This window comes from Neotabrizicola shimadae, from assembly GCF_019623905.1.
In the GTDB taxonomy this organism is placed as follows: Bacteria; Pseudomonadota; Alphaproteobacteria; order Rhodobacterales; family Rhodobacteraceae; genus Neotabrizicola; species Neotabrizicola shimadae.
Genome location: NZ_CP069370.1, coordinates 4,081,021 through 4,095,822 on the forward strand (window position 1 = coordinate 4,081,021; position 14,802 = coordinate 4,095,822).

The following is a 14,802-nucleotide window of genomic DNA, read 5'->3' on the forward strand; positions in this document are numbered from 1 at the left end:
ATTGGGCCAGGCGGGACGGCTTGCCAAGGCCCTGCGGGCGGGCGAAGGTCGCGGCCTGTTCCGTTGGGAAGGATGCCATGCGCGCCGGCCTTGTCTGCCTTGTGCTTGCCTATGTGCTGAGCCAGTTCTACCGCGCCTTCCTGGCGGTTCTGACGCCCGACCTGGTGACGGATCTTGGCATGACGCCAGAGGATCTGGCGCTGGCCTCGAACCTGTGGTTCGCGGCTTTCGCGCTGGCGCAAGTGCCCATCGGCGAGGCGCTGGACCGGGTGGGTCCGCGCCTGACGGCAGGGGGGCTTCTGGTGCTGGTGGCGGCGGGGGCGGCCGTCTTTGCGGCGGCGACCGGGCCCTGGGGCGTGATCCTTGGGATGGGCCTGATTGGCCTCGGCTGTGCGCCGGCGCTGATGGCATCGTATTTCATCTTCGCCCGCAGCTATTCAGCCGCAGCCTTCGGCACCTTTGCCGGGGCGGTGGCGGGGCTTGGGTCGCTGGGCAACGTGTTCTCGGCCCTGCCCTATGCCTGGGTGGTGGATCTGGTGGGCTGGCGGGCCAGCGTCTGGGGGCTGGCCGCGATGAGCCTGGCCGTCGCCGTGGCGAGCCTGGCGCTGATCCGCGATCCGGCGCGGGTCGAGGGGCAGGGCAAGGGCTCGATCATGGACCTGTTGCGCGACCGGCGGCTCTGGCCGGTCTTTGCGATGATGGCGGTGTGCTATTACCCCGCAGCCGGGTTCCGCGACCTGTGGGTCGGGCCCTGGGCGCGCGATGTGTTCCAGTTCGGCGAGAACCGCATCGGCCAGCTGACGCTGGCGATGGGGTTGGCGATGGGGGTGGGCAACTTCCTGTACGGGATCATGGAGCGGTTCCGCGACCACCGCCGCGCCATCATCATCGGCGGCAACCTGGTGGCGGCGGGATGCCTTCTGGTGCTGGCGGGCTGGCCGCAGCCGGGGATCGTGCCGGCCTATCTGCTGCTGTTCACCCTGGGGCTGTTCGGCACCTCCTTCCCGCTGGTGATGTCGTATGGCAAGGGGATGCTGCCCAAGGCGATGTTGGGGCGGGGGGTGACGCTGTTGAACTTCTTCGGGATCGGCGCGACGGGGATCGCGCAGATCGCCACGGGGCGGATGTTCGGGGCGATGGGGCCCGAGGCGGGGGCCGAGCGCTATGGCATGGTCTTCGCGGTCTTCGGGGTGACGCTGCTGATGGGGCTTGCGGCCTTTGCCTTCGGCAGGCGGGCGCGCTGAAACGCCTCTTTTCCCGAGGGGCGAATTGCCGTAAGGGGCGACGTCCTTGACGTGAAGGAGACCCCTGATGGGCTACAAGGTCGTCGTCGCGGGGGCCACGGGCAACGTGGGCCGCGAAATGCTGAACATCCTCGCCGAGCGCGAGTTCCCGGTGGACGAGATCGCGGCGCTGGCATCGCGCAAATCTCTGGGCACCGAAGTCAGCTTTGGCGACAAGACTATCAAGACCAAGGACCTGGACACTTTCGACTTCACCGGCTGGGATATCGCGCTGTTCGCCGTGGGCTCTGGCCCGACGAAGGAATATGCGCCCAAGGCCGCGGCGGCGGGCTGCATCGTGATCGATAACTCGTCCTTGTACCGCTATGACCCGCAGATCCCGCTGATCGTGCCGGAAGTGAACGCGGATGCGATCCACGGCTACAAGAACAAGAACATCATCGCCAACCCCAACTGCTCGACCGCGCAGATGGTGGTGGCGCTGAAGCCGCTGCATGACCGGGCGAAGATCAAGCGCGTGGTGGTGGCGACCTACCAGTCGGTCTCGGGCGCCGGCAAGGAAGGAATGGACGAGCTGTGGGACCAGACCAAGGCGGTCTACAATCCCGTGGACGACGTGCCGCCGAAGAAGTTCTCCAAGCAGATCGCCTTCAACGTGATCCCGCATATCGACGTCTTCATGGACTCGGGCGAGACCAAGGAAGAATGGAAGATGGTGGCCGAGACGAAGAAGATCCTCGACCCCGCCATCAAGGTCACCGCGACCTGCGTGCGCGTGCCGGTCTTCGTGGGCCACTCGGAGGCGATCAACATCGAGTTCGAGGAGCCCTTGGACTGGCAGGAGGCCCAGGACATCCTGCGCGAGGCGCCGGGCATCATGCTGGTGGATAAGCGCGAGCCCGGTGGCTACATCACGCCGATCGAATGCGTGGGCGAATATGCGACCTATGTGTCGCGCGTTCGTCAGGACCCGACCATCGAGAACGGCATCTCGCTGTGGTGCGTGTCCGACAACCTGCGCAAGGGCGCGGCGCTGAACGCGGTGCAGATCGCGGAAGTTCTGGGCCAGCGCGTGCTGAAGAAGGGCTGAGCGGCGATTGAGATTGCTGGCCCGACCGCTGGCCGGGACGCGATCCGCCAGGGCATGAGCCGAAGATGGAATGCAGAAAGGGCCGGCACCTGCCGGCCCTTTCTGCATTTCGGGCCTAGTGGGACGCGGCTCGGTGGATGTCAGCGGCCACATGGGCGTCGGTGAAGCGACGCAATGGTAAGAGCAGGAACCAGGAATACTGGGCGGCCGTGGGCGACCATAGCGCCACCGGGATCGACAGCGCGAAGACGAGCGCGGTGGAAAGCGAGGGCCAGGCCAGTCGCCAGGCGCTGATGTCGCGGTGCGTATCGGCGGCAAGGCCCGCCCGCACCGCGTGCCAGGAGATCGCGGCGCCGAAAAGCGAGATGGTCATGGTCAGGGCTGCATAGAGGATCGTTGCAAGCCGGCCGCCGTTTTCGACAAGGATGTCGGTGGCAAAGGGCATCCAGGTGATGCCCAGGAGAAAGCCGAGGTTAAGCCACAGGAGCAGGTTCGAGGACCGCACGATCCAGGAGAATTTCTCTCGGTGGCTGAGCCAGAACACCGCGATGACGAGAAAGCTGATGACATAGCCCAGAAGCCGCGGCCGCAACTCTATCAGGGCCTGCCATAGTGCGGCGTCGCTGGCCACATCGGCGGATTCAGGCAGCGAGATTTCCAGCACAAGCAGCGTGATCGTGATGGCGATCACCGCATCGCAGAAGACGATCAGGCGTTCGTTTTCATTCCCGGCCATGATGCCTTCCGCTGCGATTGGCCGCCGCAGCCTAGGGGCGCGGCGGGACGGGATCAACCGGGGCGGCTGCGCACGGCGCCGGTCAGACCGGCACGAACTCGTCGCGGGCGGGGTCGTATTGTTCCAGAAGACCCTCGCCAGTGTCGTTCCAGAGGCCATGCAGGGTGAGCCGGTCGTCTTCGACGGCCGCCTTCACGAAAGGGAAGGTCAGAAGGTTTTCCAGGCTGACCAGCACGGCGCCCTTTTCGAGGGCGGTCAGGCGTTGGTCGGGGGGCAGGGGAAGGACGCGTTCGTAGCCGGGGCGCAGGATGTCCATCCAGCGGCCGACGAAGCTGGACTTCTCTTCCAGATGCGGGGCGGTGCCGGCGCACATGTCATGGCAGCCCTTCACGCCACCGCAGGAGGAATGGCCCAAGACCACGATATGCGCCACGCCCAGGGCCGTGACGGCATATTCCACTGCGGCCGACGTGCCGTGAGGCTCGCCGTCCGCCACGAAGGGCGGCACGAGGGCCGCGATGTTGCGATGGATGAAGAACTCGCCCTCGTCCGCGCCGAAGATCGAGGTGACATGCACGCGCGAGTCGCAGCACGAAATCACCATGGCGCGCGGATGCTGGCCAGAGGCCGCCAGCCGGCGATACCAGGCGCGGTTGTTTTGATAGGCCGTGGCCCGCCAGCCCTGAAAGCGTTGCACAAGATACGAGGGAAGGGGACGCACGTTCAGCATCTACGGTCCTTTCGCGATCCTGCCGGCCTGACTACGCTGCAATTGCAGAAAATTCGAGAGGCTTCCGTTGCGGGGGGCAACCTTTTCTTCAGCACGGCCTGCGAGCCTTGGCTTCGGGTGTGACGTTGAACGGGTGTGGCCATGAGGGCTGAAAATGTAGTCGCGTTGCGGCTGTGCGAACAGATTCGCCAGGACGCTGAACCGATTGCCGCGATCTATCGTGATCTGGGGACGGCATCGGCCGAACATGTGGTGTCGCGCGCCCTGGGGGAACTGGCGCTGGCGATGGCGGGCCTGGCCGACCGGGTGCGGGCGCATGACCTGGCCGATCTTGACCGCCAGTTGCGCCGGCTGCAGGGCATGGCGGGCCCCCTGGGCATGGTCAGCCTGGCCGAGGTGGCCGGCGACGTGCGGGTCTGCCTGACCCGCGCCGATGTGACGGCCTTTGCCGCCGTCTGGGCGCGGCTTCTGCGGGTGGCGGAACGCTCTCTTTCCGCCGATACCGACCTTCTGGACCAGACGATCTGACCAGGCGGCCCTTTCGACCACTTGTCTGTACGGGGCCGTGCTTGACCTTGGGCAGGGCATTGGCTAGTGCCGCCCCAGCCTTTCCAGACTCTCCAGACAGGAGCCGCGACCGTGGCCAACCCCTCCCTGCTCATCCTTGCCGGCGACGGCATCGGCCCCGAAGTCATGGCCGAGGTGAAGAAGATCATCGGCTGGTTCGGCACCCGCCGCGGCGTGACCTTCGACGTGTCGGAAGACCTTGTCGGCGGCTGTGCCTATGACGCGCATGGCACGCCGCTGACCGACGCCACCATGGCGAAGGCACAAGAGGTGGACGCCGTGCTTCTGGGCGCCGTGGGCGGACCGAAGTACGACAGCCTGGACTTCAGCGTGAAGCCCGAGCGCGGCCTGCTGCGCCTGCGCAAGGAGATGGACCTTTATGCCAACCTGCGCCCCGCGCAGTGCTTTGACGCACTGGCCGACTTCTCTTCGCTGAAAAAGGATGTGGTGGCGGGCCTCGACATCATGATCGTGCGCGAGTTGACGAGCGGTGTCTATTTCGGCGAGCCGCGCGGCATCTTCACCGAGGGCAACGAGCGCGTCGGCATCAACACCCAACGCTACACCGAGAGCGAGATCGCCCGCGTGTCGCGGTCGGCCTTTGAACTGGCGCGCAAGCGGAACAACAAGGTCTGCTCGATGGAGAAGGCCAATGTGATGGAATCGGGCGTGCTGTGGCGCCAGGTCGTGCAGGAAGTGCATGACCGGGAATACCCTGACGTCGAGCTTTCGCACATGTACGCCGATGCCGGCGCCATGCAGCTTACCCGTTGGCCCAAGCAGTTTGACGTGATCGTCACCGACAACCTGTTCGGCGACCTGCTGTCGGACCTGGCGGCCATGCTGACCGGCTCGCTTGGCATGCTGCCCTCGGCCTCGCTTGGCGCGCCAATGGCGAACGGGCGGCCCAAGGCGCTGTACGAGCCCGTGCATGGCTCGGCCCCCGACATCGCGGGGCAGGGCAAGGCCAACCCGATTGCCTGCATCCTGAGCTTTGCCATGGCGCTGCGCTACAGCTTCGACATGGGCGAGGATGCGACCCGCGTGGAAAAGGCGGTCGAGAAGGTGCTGGCCGACGGTCTGCGCACCGCCGACCTGATGGGTCCGGAGGGTGGATCGCCCGTGTCCACCTCGGCCATGGGCGATGCGATCATCGCGGCGCTGGACGCGAGCCTCTGACCGGGTTTCGATGAATCGGGGGTCCCGCGGCGCAGCTGCGGGGCCCTTTCCTCTTGCGCTGGTGCAATTCAGTTTCACGCAACGTGAAAACACCGCTCATCTTCCGCAGCGGACCTTGCATCCCCCCGCTTCCGGGGTGATTCTGGCGGCATGAATCGGGGGTGCGCGAACCCCCAAATCGGACCTGCCCCAATGCCTGCCCTCTCCCCGAACCTGCGCGGTGCGCTTCTGGCGCTTGCGGCTTTCTGTCTTTACGCCTGCTGCGATGTCGCAGTGAAGGGCCTGGGCCTTGGCATGACCTCGCTGCAGGTCATGTTCTTCGTCGCCGCGGGTTCGCTGCCCTGGATCCTGGGCCAGGCTCTGCTGTCGCGGCCCCGCGCCCGGTTGACACCGGCGCTGCCGGGGCTGACGGCGCTGCGCGTGGCGATCATCATCGGCAACGGGGTTCTGGTGACCTATGCCTTCACCGAACTGCCGCTGGCGGAATGCTATGCCATCTTCTTCACCATGCCGCTGATGGTGACGCTTCTGGCCTGGCCCATTCTGGGCGAGCCGATCGACCCGCGGCGCGGCCTTGTGGTGCTGATGGGCTTCTTGGGCGTGCTGATCGCCCTGAACCCGCAGGCGACGGATTTCAAGGTGGCACATCTTGCGGCCTTTGGCGGCGCGACGCTTGGGGCAATGAACTCGATCATGCTGCGCATGATCGGCTCGCGCGAGTCGACGGCGGTCATGCTCCTGTATCCGACCGCCGCGCAGTTCATGGCAGCCGCCCTGTTCATGCCGCTGGTCTGGGTGCCGCCCACCGCCATGGCTTTCGGGCTGGCGCTTGGCATCGGCCTTCTGGGCACCATGGCGGGCTTTGCCATCATCGCGGCCTATCGGCTGGCCCCGGCCATCGTGGTGGCGCCGATGCAGTATTCCCAGATCATCTGGGCGAGTGCTCTTGGCATCCTGTTCTTCGACGAATGGCCGGGAAGCATGGCGGTGGCCGGCATCTCGGTGATCATCGCGGCGGGCGTGACGCTTCTGGCCATGGCGCAGGGCCGGGTGCGCACGGCCTGAAATTTCCCCGTCCCGGCCTTGCGATGCAGGGCGAATGGGGCGAAGCTGTTGGCGCTATCATGAGGCTATGGCCTCCGAGCAGGATCCGGTCATGTCCCTGTCCCAGTCGAACCTGCGCGGCGCCTTGCTGTCGCTTGCCGCCTTTGGAATCTATGCGACGCATGACGTGGTCGTGAAATACCTGGGCAGCAGCTATGCGCCGTTCCAGCTGATCTTCTTTGCGGGGCTCTTGTCCTTTCCGCTCGTCACCATCCTGTTGATGAGTGACAAGACCGACGGCAACCTGATCCCCAAGCATCCCTGGTGGACGGCACTGCGGACGATCTGCGCGGTGCTGACGGGGTTGGGTGGGTTCTATGCCTTCTCGCACCTGCCTTTGGCGCAGTGTTATGCCATCTTCTTCTCGATGCCGCTGATCATCACCATGCTGGCGATCCCGATCCTGGGAGAGAAGGTGGGGATCCGGCGCGGTATTGCCGTGGTGGTGGGGCTGGCGGGCGTGATCATCGTGCTGCGGCCGGGCGATCTGGAACTGGAGCTGGGCCATGCGGCGGCGTTGGCGGCCGCCACCACCGGGGCGCTGGCGGCTGTGATCGTGCGGAAGATCGGGTCGGACGAGCGGTCGGTGGTGCTGATGCTCTACCCGATGGTCGCGAACTTCCTGCTGATGGGGGCGGCCTTGCCCTTTGTCTATCACCCCATGCCCATCTTCCATTTCGGGTTCCTGGCGCTGATGGCCTGCCTGGGACTGACCGGGGGCCTTCTGTCCATCGCGGCCTACAAGACCGCGCCGGCGATCATCGTGGCGCCCATGCAGTATTCCCAGATCATCTGGGCTATCTTCTATGGCTGGCTGTTCTTCGACGAGCGGATCGATTTCTGGACGGCGGTGGGGACCGGGGTCATCATCGCCTCGGGGGTCTATATCGTGCTCCGGGAAAGGACGCCCCGGGTTTCGGGGCATACGCCGGTGCTGGAGACCCGGTCGCGGTTCGAGACGCCGACCTTTCCCCGTATCAGCCTGATGGGGCGGCTGCTGGACCGGCGGCGGCAGGTCGAGTGAGGACCCCCTTGCAAAGCCCCGCCGGGCCGTGTAACCCCCGCGCCACGGTCGGAGCGTAGCGCAGTCTGGTAGCGCACCTGCTTCGGGAGCAGGGGGTCGGAGGTTCGAATCCTCTCGCTCCGACCAGTATCCCGACACCCCACCTGATGAGACCGTCCGAGCTCGGACACTTGGCTCGACCCATTTGAATCAATGGGTTACGCAGGCGGATTAACTTGGACTTAAGAATTGTCCGAGGCTTCCCCGCTCCCCAGCCGGGAGACACCTGATTCCGGCAAGCTTTCGCGGAGGCGGCCGGGATCGCCGGGGCCGAGCTGATGGTGCTGACTGTCATGGGGCACGAGCTTGTGCCACCGCATCTGGAACGCATTTCGGGCTAGGTGGCGGGGTTCCTGCGGCGCAGGTCGGGCTGACGGCGCGGCGCAGACGCTTTCCCGGCGTTTTCGGCTGTGCTTATCTGCCCCGGCTTGCCGGTGGGAGTGGTCGGGATGGAAGTTGTCGAGGCGTCGATTGCCGAGTTGCGCGCCACGCTGGAGGCGGGGCGGGTCACGAGCCTGGAGCTGGTGGACCGCTATCTTGCGCGGATCGCGGCCTACGATCACGGCGGCATCCGGCTGAACGCGGTCACGGTGATGAACCCGGAGGTTCGGGAGGAGGCTGCGGCCTCGGACAAGCGGCGGGCCGAGGGGCGGGTGCTGGGGCCGCTGGACGGCATCCCCTATACCGCGAAGGAAAGCTATGCGGTGAAGGGGTTGCCGCTGCCGGCCGGCTCGCCTGCCTTTGCCGCGCTGGTGGCGGGGCAGGATGCCTTTGCCATCAGTCGCTTGCGGGCCGGCGGCGCGGTGCTGATCGGGCTGACCAACATGCCGCCTATGGCGAACGGGGGGATGCAGCGCGGGCTGCACGGGCGGGCAGAAAGCCCTTACAGCGCGGATTGGCTGACGGCGGCCTTTGCCTCTGGCTCGTCGAACGGGTCGGGAACTGCCGTGGCCGCGAGTTTCTGCGCCTTCGGTCTGGGGGAGGAAACCTGGTCTTCTGGCCGGGCGCCGGCGGCGAACAACGGGCTGTGCGCCTATACGCCAAGCCGGGGCGTGATCTCGGTGCGCGGCAACTGGCCCCTGGTGCCCACGATGGACGTGGTGGTGCCCCATGCACGGACGATGGCGGATCTGCTGGAAATCCTGGACGTGATCGTGGCCGAGGATGGCGAGACGCGGGGGGATTTCTGGCGGCGGCAACCTTTCGTGGCGCTGCCGAAGGTGGGAGAGGTGCGGCCTGCGTCCTATCCCGCGCTGGCGGGCGGGTCGCTGAAGGGGCGGCGGATCGGCGTGCCGGCGATGTACATCAACGCCGACCCGGAGGCGGGGACGAACCCGGCGGGCGGCATCGGCGGGCCGACGGGGCGGCGGATCGAGACAAGGGACTCGGTTCTGGCGTTGTGGGAGGAGGCGCGGCGGGCGATGGAGGCCGTGGGGGCCGAGGTGGTGGTGGTCGATTTCCCGGTGGTGTCGAATTACGAGGGCGACCGGCCGGGCTGCCCGACGATCCGCACGCGCGGGCTGGTGGGGGCCGATTTCCTGGACCGTGAGGTGCTGGACCTGTCGGTCTGGGCCTGGGACGATTTCCTGCGGCAGAACGGCGATCCGGCGTTGAACCGGCTGGACCAGGTGGACGGCGCGCTGATCTTTCCGCAGCCGCCGGGGGCCTTGCCGGACCGGTACGACGGGTTCGGCGGCGACATTTCCACCTATCCGGCGCTGGCACGCGAGATGGCGGGCTGGCTGGAAAGCCCCGGCTTCCTGGCGGTGCCGGGGCTGGAAGAGGCGCTGCGGGGGCTGGAAGAGACGCGGCGGGTCGATCTGGAGGACTGGATGGACCGGCTGGGGCTGGATGCGGTGGTGTTCCCTGCGGTGGCCGATGTCGGGCCGGCGGATGCCGATGTGAACCCGGTTTCGGCGGATATTGCCTGGCGGAACGGGACCTGGGTGGCAAACGGGAACCTGGCGATCCGGCATCTGGGGATTCCCACGGTGACGGTGCCGATGGGGGTGATGGCGGACACGGGCATGCCTGCCGGGCTGACCTTTGCCGGGCGGGCCTGGGACGACAGCCGGTTTCTGGCGATGGCGGCGGCCTTCGAGGCGACGGGGGCGCGGCGGATGCCTCCGCCGCGCGTGCCTGTGCTGTGAGGGGCCGTCCTACCGGACGGGCTCCATCACGGCGTCCTTGAGGCGGCAGTCGCGGATCACGTCGGCGCCGCAGCGGCGGGGTTCGAGGTCCCTGGTCAGGCAGAGGCGGACCTCCTGGATCATGCCGTCGTCGCAGGTGACGGTGATCTGGTCGCGGGAGAGGCCGGGGTTGACCTCGAGGAACGCGTCCTCGACGACCGAGGCGGGAAGCTCGACCTCTTGCGCCAGCCGCTGGAACACCGGGGGAAGCGTGACGCTGTCGTAGGCGCGGCGCATCAGGGCGAAGTAGTCCTGCGGGTCCAGCCCCGAGCAGCGCCCGTGCTTCTTCCACTGGTACCAGGCGAGGCCCGCGCCGCCCATGATGTCTGCCATGGCCGCCGTTTCGGCCTTTGACGGGTCGCGTGCCGGGGTGCGGCAATAGCTGGGCCAGCCCTGTTCGTCCTGGGGCCAGAGGCCGTGCACTGTCCAGGTGAGGCCGAGGCCCGCGTCGCATTGCGGATCGTCGCGCGAATCGCCGGTGAGCGCGCACCAGTTGGCGGACCAGCCGAGCGAGAGCAGGTAGTAGTCGAAATCCCCCGCGCTTTCGCCTTCGGCGAAGGCCGGGGCGGCGGCGAGAAGGAGCGCAGGCAGGGTTTTCAGCCGCATTTCCTCTTTCCTCAGGCGGGGAAGGGGACTATATGCGCCCCTGACTTCCCGAAATCGTGGAAATCGCGGCGAACGAAGCCGCAGCCGGTTTCCCGGCACGGGAGAGAAGTGCAAAGGAGAACCCGATGAGCAAGCCCCTGATGGCCAAGGCGACTGCGGTCTGGCTGATCGACAACACCACGCTGAACTTTCGCCAGATCGCCGAGTTCTGCGGCCTGCATGAACTGGAAGTGCAGGGCATCGCCGATGGCGATGTGGCGACCGGCGTGAAGGGCTTCGATCCGGTGGCGAACAACCAGCTGGACCAGATCGAGATCGAGCGCGGCGAGAAGGACCCGCTGTACCGGCTGAAGCTGAAGTTCAACGCCGCCGCCGTGGGCGAGGAAAAGCGCCGCGGCCCGCGCTATACGCCCCTGTCGAAGCGGCAGGACCGCCCGGCGGCGATCCTGTGGCTGGTGAAGTTCCATCCCGAACTGTCGGATGGGGCCATCGGCAAGCTGGTCGGCACGACCAAGCCCACCATCCTTTCGATCCGCGAGCGGACTCACTGGAACATCAACAACATCACGCCCATTGACCCGGTGGCCCTGGGCCTGTGCAAGCAGTCCGAGTTGGACGCGGCGGTTCAGGCGGCAGCACGCAAGAAGGCGGCCGAGGGCGCGGTGATGACGGATGACGAGCGGCGCAAGCTCGTGTCCACCGAGACCTCGCTTGGCATGGCGCCCGAGCCCAAGCTGGGCGGTGCGCTGGACGGCATCGGCGCCTTCATGGGCGAGGAAGAGCGCGAGGCGCCTGCGGACTTCTCGGATGCGGAGAGCTTCTTCAACCTGCCCCAGGGCGACGACGAAGACGACGAGGACGAGGACCGCTGAGGCGGCAGAGCATCGGGGCCGGGACATGTGCCCGGCCTGCTGCGGGATGGCCTTGATCGGCGTGCGCCAATCCCTCTAGAGTTGTGACCGCCGGGCAGGGTCCTGGCCCGGTGGTTCTTTGGTTCCAGTCTTTCCGCAGGCACGCGCGCATGGAAGCTCCGGTCGGTCTTGCGCTGTGCCTGCCGAGGGAACGACCACATGACGCCCACCGATCCGCTTTATCGCCAGCAGTGGCATTTCTCCCTGATCGGCGACATCGAGACGATCTGGGACGAGTTCGACGGAACCGGGGTGCAGGTCGGCGTCTATGACGACGGCATCCAGTACACTCACCCGGATCTGGCGGCGAACTATGATGCGAGCAGGCATTTCACGTATCAGGGCGTGACTTACGACGGCATCGCCAACGACCCCGACGAGGTGCACGGCACTTCGGTCGCCGGGATCATCGCGGCGCAGAATGACAATGGCCGGGGCGGCACCGGGGTTGCGCATGGTGCGACGCTGACTTCGGTCAACATCTTCGACCCGGCGCTGACGGCGAACCTTGCCATCGAGCGGGCGATGATCCAGTGGGCGCAGAACTTCGACATCATGTCGAACAGCTGGGGCTGGACGCCGGAGTACGACGCATTCCAGAACCTTTCCCTGGCCGGGAGCCTTCATGCGCAATACCAGACCTGGTATGGCGTGAACGTGGCAAACGGCCGGGGCGGGCTGGGCACGATCATCGTTCAGGCCGCCGGAAACGATGCGCTGAACGCGAATGGCAGCGGGGTGAACGGCACCCGCTTTTCGCTGACCGTCGCGGCGACGGACGAGAATGGCGACATCCAGGATTATTCCAACTGGGGCGCCTGCATCCTTGTGGCCGGGCCGGCATCGGCGGTGACGACGGACCGCACGGGCAACAGCGGGTACAACGCAGCCGGCGACAGCGACCCCCTGGGCGTGGATTATACCAGCAGCTTCGGCGGCACCTCGGCGGCGACGCCCACGGTTTCCGGTGTGGTCGCGCTGATGCTGGATGCGAACGAGGGCCTGGGCTGGCGCGATGTGGCCGACATCCTGGCGATGTCGGCTTCGCTGACCGGATCGGCCTATGGCGGTGCGGGCACCGGCTTTGAGGTGGGCAACTGGCAAAGCGGCGGCACGAACAGCTGGAATGGCGGCGGCTCGGCGTTCCACCTGTCCTATGGCTACGGCATGGTGAATGCCTTTGCCGCGGTGCGCATGGCCGAAGCCTGGCTGGTGATGCATGACGGTGTGGCGCAGACCTCTGCCAACGAACTGAGGGTGACCGGGACCATGTCTGGCGGCCCGGTGAACATTCCCGATGCCGGGGGTGGGGCGGCCAATGCGACGGTCGTGGTGGCGGGCAACATCGAGATCGACACGGTCTATGTGAAGGTCCAGGTCACGCACAGCTATGCGTCGGATCTTCAGTTGTCCCTGGTCGCGCCGGATGGCACCGAGTTCGGGCTGTTCCTGAACGAGGGAGGCGACAGCCTGTTCGATTCGGGCCTGACCTGGACTTTCGCCGTCGAACTGGCGCGCGGCTATTCCTCGGCCGGCACCTGGACGGTGCGGGCGGTGGATTCCTTTGCCGGCGATGTCGGGACCATCGGCGCGGTGACGCTGACCTTCTTCGGGTCGAAGTCCAGCGCGAACGATGTGTACCACTTCACCGAGGATTTCCTGACGCTGCGGTCCGTGGATGCCGGGCGTGGTGTGGTCAGCGATGCAGGCACCGGCAGCGACTGGCTGAACATGGCCGGGCTGCATGGCGACATCCAGGCCGGGTTGTCCGACGGCAGCACGGTGCGCGTGGATGGCGTGCAGTGGTTCACCCTGGCGGCCGGGACAAGGATGGAAAACATCTATGCTGGCGACGGCAACGACACCCTGACCGGCAGCGCACTGGCAAACGAGATCCACGGCGCGCGGGGCAATGACCTGCTGTCGGGGCTTGGCGGCGCCGACACGCTGGTTGGCGGTCAGGGCAACGACCGGCTGATCGGTGGGACGGGGACCGATTTCTTCGAGTTCTCGGGGGCCTTCGGCAGCGACCGGATCACGGATTTCGCCGACAACGTGGATACGCTGGTGCTGGACGATGCGTTGTGGGGCGGCGGGCTGACGGTGGCGCAGGTGATCGGCACCTTTGCCGACACTCTGGCGGCGGGCGTGCGCTTCGACTTCGGCGGGGGCAATGTCATCCTGCTGGTGGGCTTTGCCAATGCGGGCCTGCTGAGCGACGATCTGGCCTTCATCTGACCGAAGGGGCAGGGCCTCGGGTTCCGGGGCCTTGCCCTAAAGCCGGCGCCGCGCGCGCAGGGCGGCGCCGATCGTGCCATCGTCGAGATAGTCGAGTTCCCCGCCGATGGGCACTCCCTGGGCCAGCGTACTGACCGCGGCGCCGCTGCCTTCAAGCGCGTCGGCGATGTAATGGGCGGTGGTCTGGCCGTCCACCGTGGCGTTGAGCGCGAGGATGACTTCGGTGATGCCGTCGTCGCGCACCCGTTCGACCAGGGCGGGGATGCGGAGTTCGTCGGGCCCGAGTCCATCGAGCGCCGACAAGGTGCCGCCAAGGACGTGGTAGCGGCCCTTGAACAGCGCCCCGCGTTCCATGGCCCAGAGATCGGCCACGTCTTCCACCACGCAGATTTCGCCCGTGGCGCGGCGCGGGTCGGCGCAGATCGGGCAGAGGTCGGCGGTGGAGATGTTGCCGCAGACCCGGCAGTCGCGCGCGGAACTGGCCACCTGCGACATGGCCTGGGCGAGCGGCGCCATCAGGGTGGCGCGCTTCTTCAGGAGCGCGAGCACGGCACGCCGGGCCGAACGCGGCCCAAGGCCCGGCAGGCGAGCGAGAAGGTCGATCAGCGTCTCGATCTCGCGCGGGGTGTCGGTCATGGCGCGGGTCCGGGGCGCAGGGACAGGCGGGCTGCCGCCCCCCTCCCCATCCCTCCCCACGAGGGGGAGGGAGGCGCCCAGCGGTCGGCACGCGGCGCGGGCGCCGGGCGGGCCAGTCCTGAGGCGAGGCCGGCCGCGGCCATCAGAAGGGAAGCTTGACGTCGGGCGGCAGGCCGAGGCTTTCGGTCAGGCGCTTGAGTTCCTGCTGGCTGCGGGCCTGACCCTTGGATTGCGCATCGCGGGTGGCGGCGATGATCAGGTCCTCGACCACTTCCTTTTCGGAAGGGACCAGGATCGAGGGGTCGATGTCGAGCCCCGTGAGTTCGCCGCGCGCGGTGACGCGCGCCTTGACCAGGCCGCCGCCGGATTCGCCGATGACCACGGTGCGGGCCATCTCTTCCTGCAGCTCGGCCATCTTGGCCTGCATTTCCTGCGCGGCCTTCATCATCTTGGCCATGTCGCCCAGGCCACCGAGGCCGCCCATTCCCTTCAGCATCTGTCGTTCCTTC

The 14,802-nt window shown here is 66.8% G+C and carries 14 protein-coding genes and 1 tRNA gene; 10 read left to right on the forward strand and 5 right to left on the reverse strand.

Annotated elements, in window-relative coordinates:
* The first annotated feature begins 77 nt into the window (after window positions 1–77).
* A complete protein-coding gene (locus JO391_RS19770; protein ID WP_220662109.1) occupies window positions 78–1,244 on the forward strand; it encodes an MFS transporter in 1,167 nt (388 codons plus the stop codon).
* Window positions 1,245–1,311: 67 nt separating this feature from the next.
* Window positions 1,312–2,334, forward strand: a complete 1,023-nt coding sequence (locus JO391_RS19775; RefSeq protein WP_220662110.1) for an aspartate-semialdehyde dehydrogenase — start codon at window positions 1,312–1,314, stop codon at window positions 2,332–2,334.
* Window positions 2,335–2,449: 115 nt separating this feature from the next.
* On the opposite strand, the gene JO391_RS19780 is transcribed toward JO391_RS19775, so the two are convergent.
* Window positions 2,450–3,070 (reverse strand): TMEM175 family protein, encoded by a 621-nt coding sequence (locus JO391_RS19780; RefSeq protein WP_220662111.1) that lies wholly within the window; start codon window positions 3,068–3,070, stop codon window positions 2,450–2,452.
* 82 nt (window positions 3,071–3,152) lie between these two features.
* Complete coding sequence (locus JO391_RS19785; protein ID WP_220662112.1) at window positions 3,153–3,800, reverse strand: carbonic anhydrase; 648 nt, start codon at window positions 3,798–3,800, stop codon at window positions 3,153–3,155.
* A 141-nt stretch (window positions 3,801–3,941) separates the two neighbouring features.
* Between JO391_RS19785 and JO391_RS19790 the strand changes: the two genes are divergently transcribed.
* The 6 genes from JO391_RS19790 to JO391_RS19815 all read left to right on the forward strand — a co-directional run bounded on the left by JO391_RS19790 (window position 3,942) and on the right by JO391_RS19815 (window position 9,863).
* Complete coding sequence (locus JO391_RS19790; protein ID WP_220662113.1) at window positions 3,942–4,328, forward strand: hypothetical protein; 387 nt, start codon at window positions 3,942–3,944, stop codon at window positions 4,326–4,328.
* Window positions 4,329–4,439: 111 nt separating this feature from the next.
* Window positions 4,440–5,546, forward strand: coding sequence for a 3-isopropylmalate dehydrogenase (gene leuB / locus JO391_RS19795; RefSeq protein ID WP_220662114.1), 1,107 nt, complete (start codon window positions 4,440–4,442; stop codon window positions 5,544–5,546).
* Between the two features lie 192 nt (window positions 5,547–5,738).
* Entirely contained in the window at window positions 5,739–6,611 is an 873-nt protein-coding gene (locus JO391_RS19800; protein WP_220662115.1) for a DMT family transporter, read from the forward strand.
* A gap of 91 nt (window positions 6,612–6,702) precedes the next feature.
* A complete protein-coding gene (locus JO391_RS19805; protein WP_220662116.1) occupies window positions 6,703–7,674 on the forward strand; it encodes a DMT family transporter in 972 nt (323 codons plus the stop codon).
* 49 nt (window positions 7,675–7,723) lie between these two features.
* Window positions 7,724–7,800: transfer RNA gene (locus tag JO391_RS19810), tRNA-Pro, on the forward strand.
* A gap of 362 nt (window positions 7,801–8,162) precedes the next feature.
* Window positions 8,163–9,863 carry an amidase gene (locus tag JO391_RS19815; protein ID WP_220662117.1) on the forward strand — a complete coding sequence of 567 codons (1,701 nt, stop codon included), beginning with the start codon at window positions 8,163–8,165 and terminating at the stop codon, window positions 9,861–9,863.
* 9 nt (window positions 9,864–9,872) lie between these two features.
* Here JO391_RS19815 and JO391_RS19820 read toward each other — a convergent pair whose 3' ends face one another.
* A complete protein-coding gene (locus JO391_RS19820) occupies window positions 9,873–10,508 on the reverse strand; it encodes a ribonuclease T2 family protein (RefSeq protein WP_220662118.1) in 636 nt (211 codons plus the stop codon).
* 125 nt (window positions 10,509–10,633) lie between these two features.
* Between JO391_RS19820 and JO391_RS19825 the strand changes: the two genes are divergently transcribed.
* Window positions 10,634–11,380: a DUF1013 domain-containing protein gene (locus tag JO391_RS19825; protein ID WP_220662119.1), complete on the forward strand. Its 747-nt coding sequence runs from the start codon at window positions 10,634–10,636 to the stop codon at window positions 11,378–11,380.
* Between the two features lie 198 nt (window positions 11,381–11,578).
* The gene (locus tag JO391_RS19830; RefSeq protein ID WP_220662120.1) at window positions 11,579–13,657 is read left to right on the forward strand and encodes a S8 family serine peptidase; all 2,079 of its coding nucleotides are present in this window, start codon (window positions 11,579–11,581) and stop codon (window positions 13,655–13,657) included.
* A 36-nt stretch (window positions 13,658–13,693) separates the two neighbouring features.
* On the opposite strand, the gene recR is transcribed toward JO391_RS19830, so the two are convergent.
* Window positions 13,694–14,293 carry a recombination mediator RecR gene (gene recR, locus JO391_RS19835; RefSeq protein WP_220662121.1) on the reverse strand — a complete coding sequence of 200 codons (600 nt, stop codon included), beginning with the start codon at window positions 14,291–14,293 and terminating at the stop codon, window positions 13,694–13,696.
* Window positions 14,294–14,435: 142 nt separating this feature from the next.
* Entirely contained in the window at window positions 14,436–14,789 is a 354-nt protein-coding gene (locus JO391_RS19840; RefSeq protein ID WP_220662122.1) for a YbaB/EbfC family nucleoid-associated protein, read from the reverse strand.
* Window positions 14,790–14,802 lie beyond the last annotated feature (13 nt).

Coding starts and splice junctions, on each gene's coding strand:
- JO391_RS19805 (WP_220662116.1), top strand. CDS start 6,703: ATGTCCCTGTCCCAGTCGAACCTGCGCGGCGCCTTGCTGTCGCTTGCC.
- JO391_RS19825 (WP_220662119.1), top strand. CDS start 10,634: ATGAGCAAGCCCCTGATGGCCAAGGCGACTGCGGTCTGGCTGATCGAC.
- JO391_RS19815 (WP_220662117.1), top strand. CDS start 8,163: ATGGAAGTTGTCGAGGCGTCGATTGCCGAGTTGCGCGCCACGCTGGAG.
- JO391_RS19830 (WP_220662120.1), top strand. CDS start 11,579: ATGACGCCCACCGATCCGCTTTATCGCCAGCAGTGGCATTTCTCCCTG.
- recR (WP_220662121.1), bottom strand. CDS start 14,293: ATGACCGACACCCCGCGCGAGATCGAGACGCTGATCGACCTTCTCGCT.
- JO391_RS19800 (WP_220662115.1), top strand. CDS start 5,739: ATGCCTGCCCTCTCCCCGAACCTGCGCGGTGCGCTTCTGGCGCTTGCG.
- JO391_RS19820 (WP_220662118.1), bottom strand. CDS start 10,508: ATGCGGCTGAAAACCCTGCCTGCGCTCCTTCTCGCCGCCGCCCCGGCC.
- JO391_RS19840 (WP_220662122.1), bottom strand. CDS start 14,789: ATGCTGAAGGGAATGGGCGGCCTCGGTGGCCTGGGCGACATGGCCAAG.
- JO391_RS19785 (WP_220662112.1), bottom strand. CDS start 3,800: ATGCTGAACGTGCGTCCCCTTCCCTCGTATCTTGTGCAACGCTTTCAG.
- JO391_RS19775 (WP_220662110.1), top strand. CDS start 1,312: ATGGGCTACAAGGTCGTCGTCGCGGGGGCCACGGGCAACGTGGGCCGC.
- JO391_RS19780 (WP_220662111.1), bottom strand. CDS start 3,070: ATGGCCGGGAATGAAAACGAACGCCTGATCGTCTTCTGCGATGCGGTG.
- JO391_RS19790 (WP_220662113.1), top strand. CDS start 3,942: ATGAGGGCTGAAAATGTAGTCGCGTTGCGGCTGTGCGAACAGATTCGC.
- JO391_RS19770 (WP_220662109.1), top strand. CDS start 78: ATGCGCGCCGGCCTTGTCTGCCTTGTGCTTGCCTATGTGCTGAGCCAG.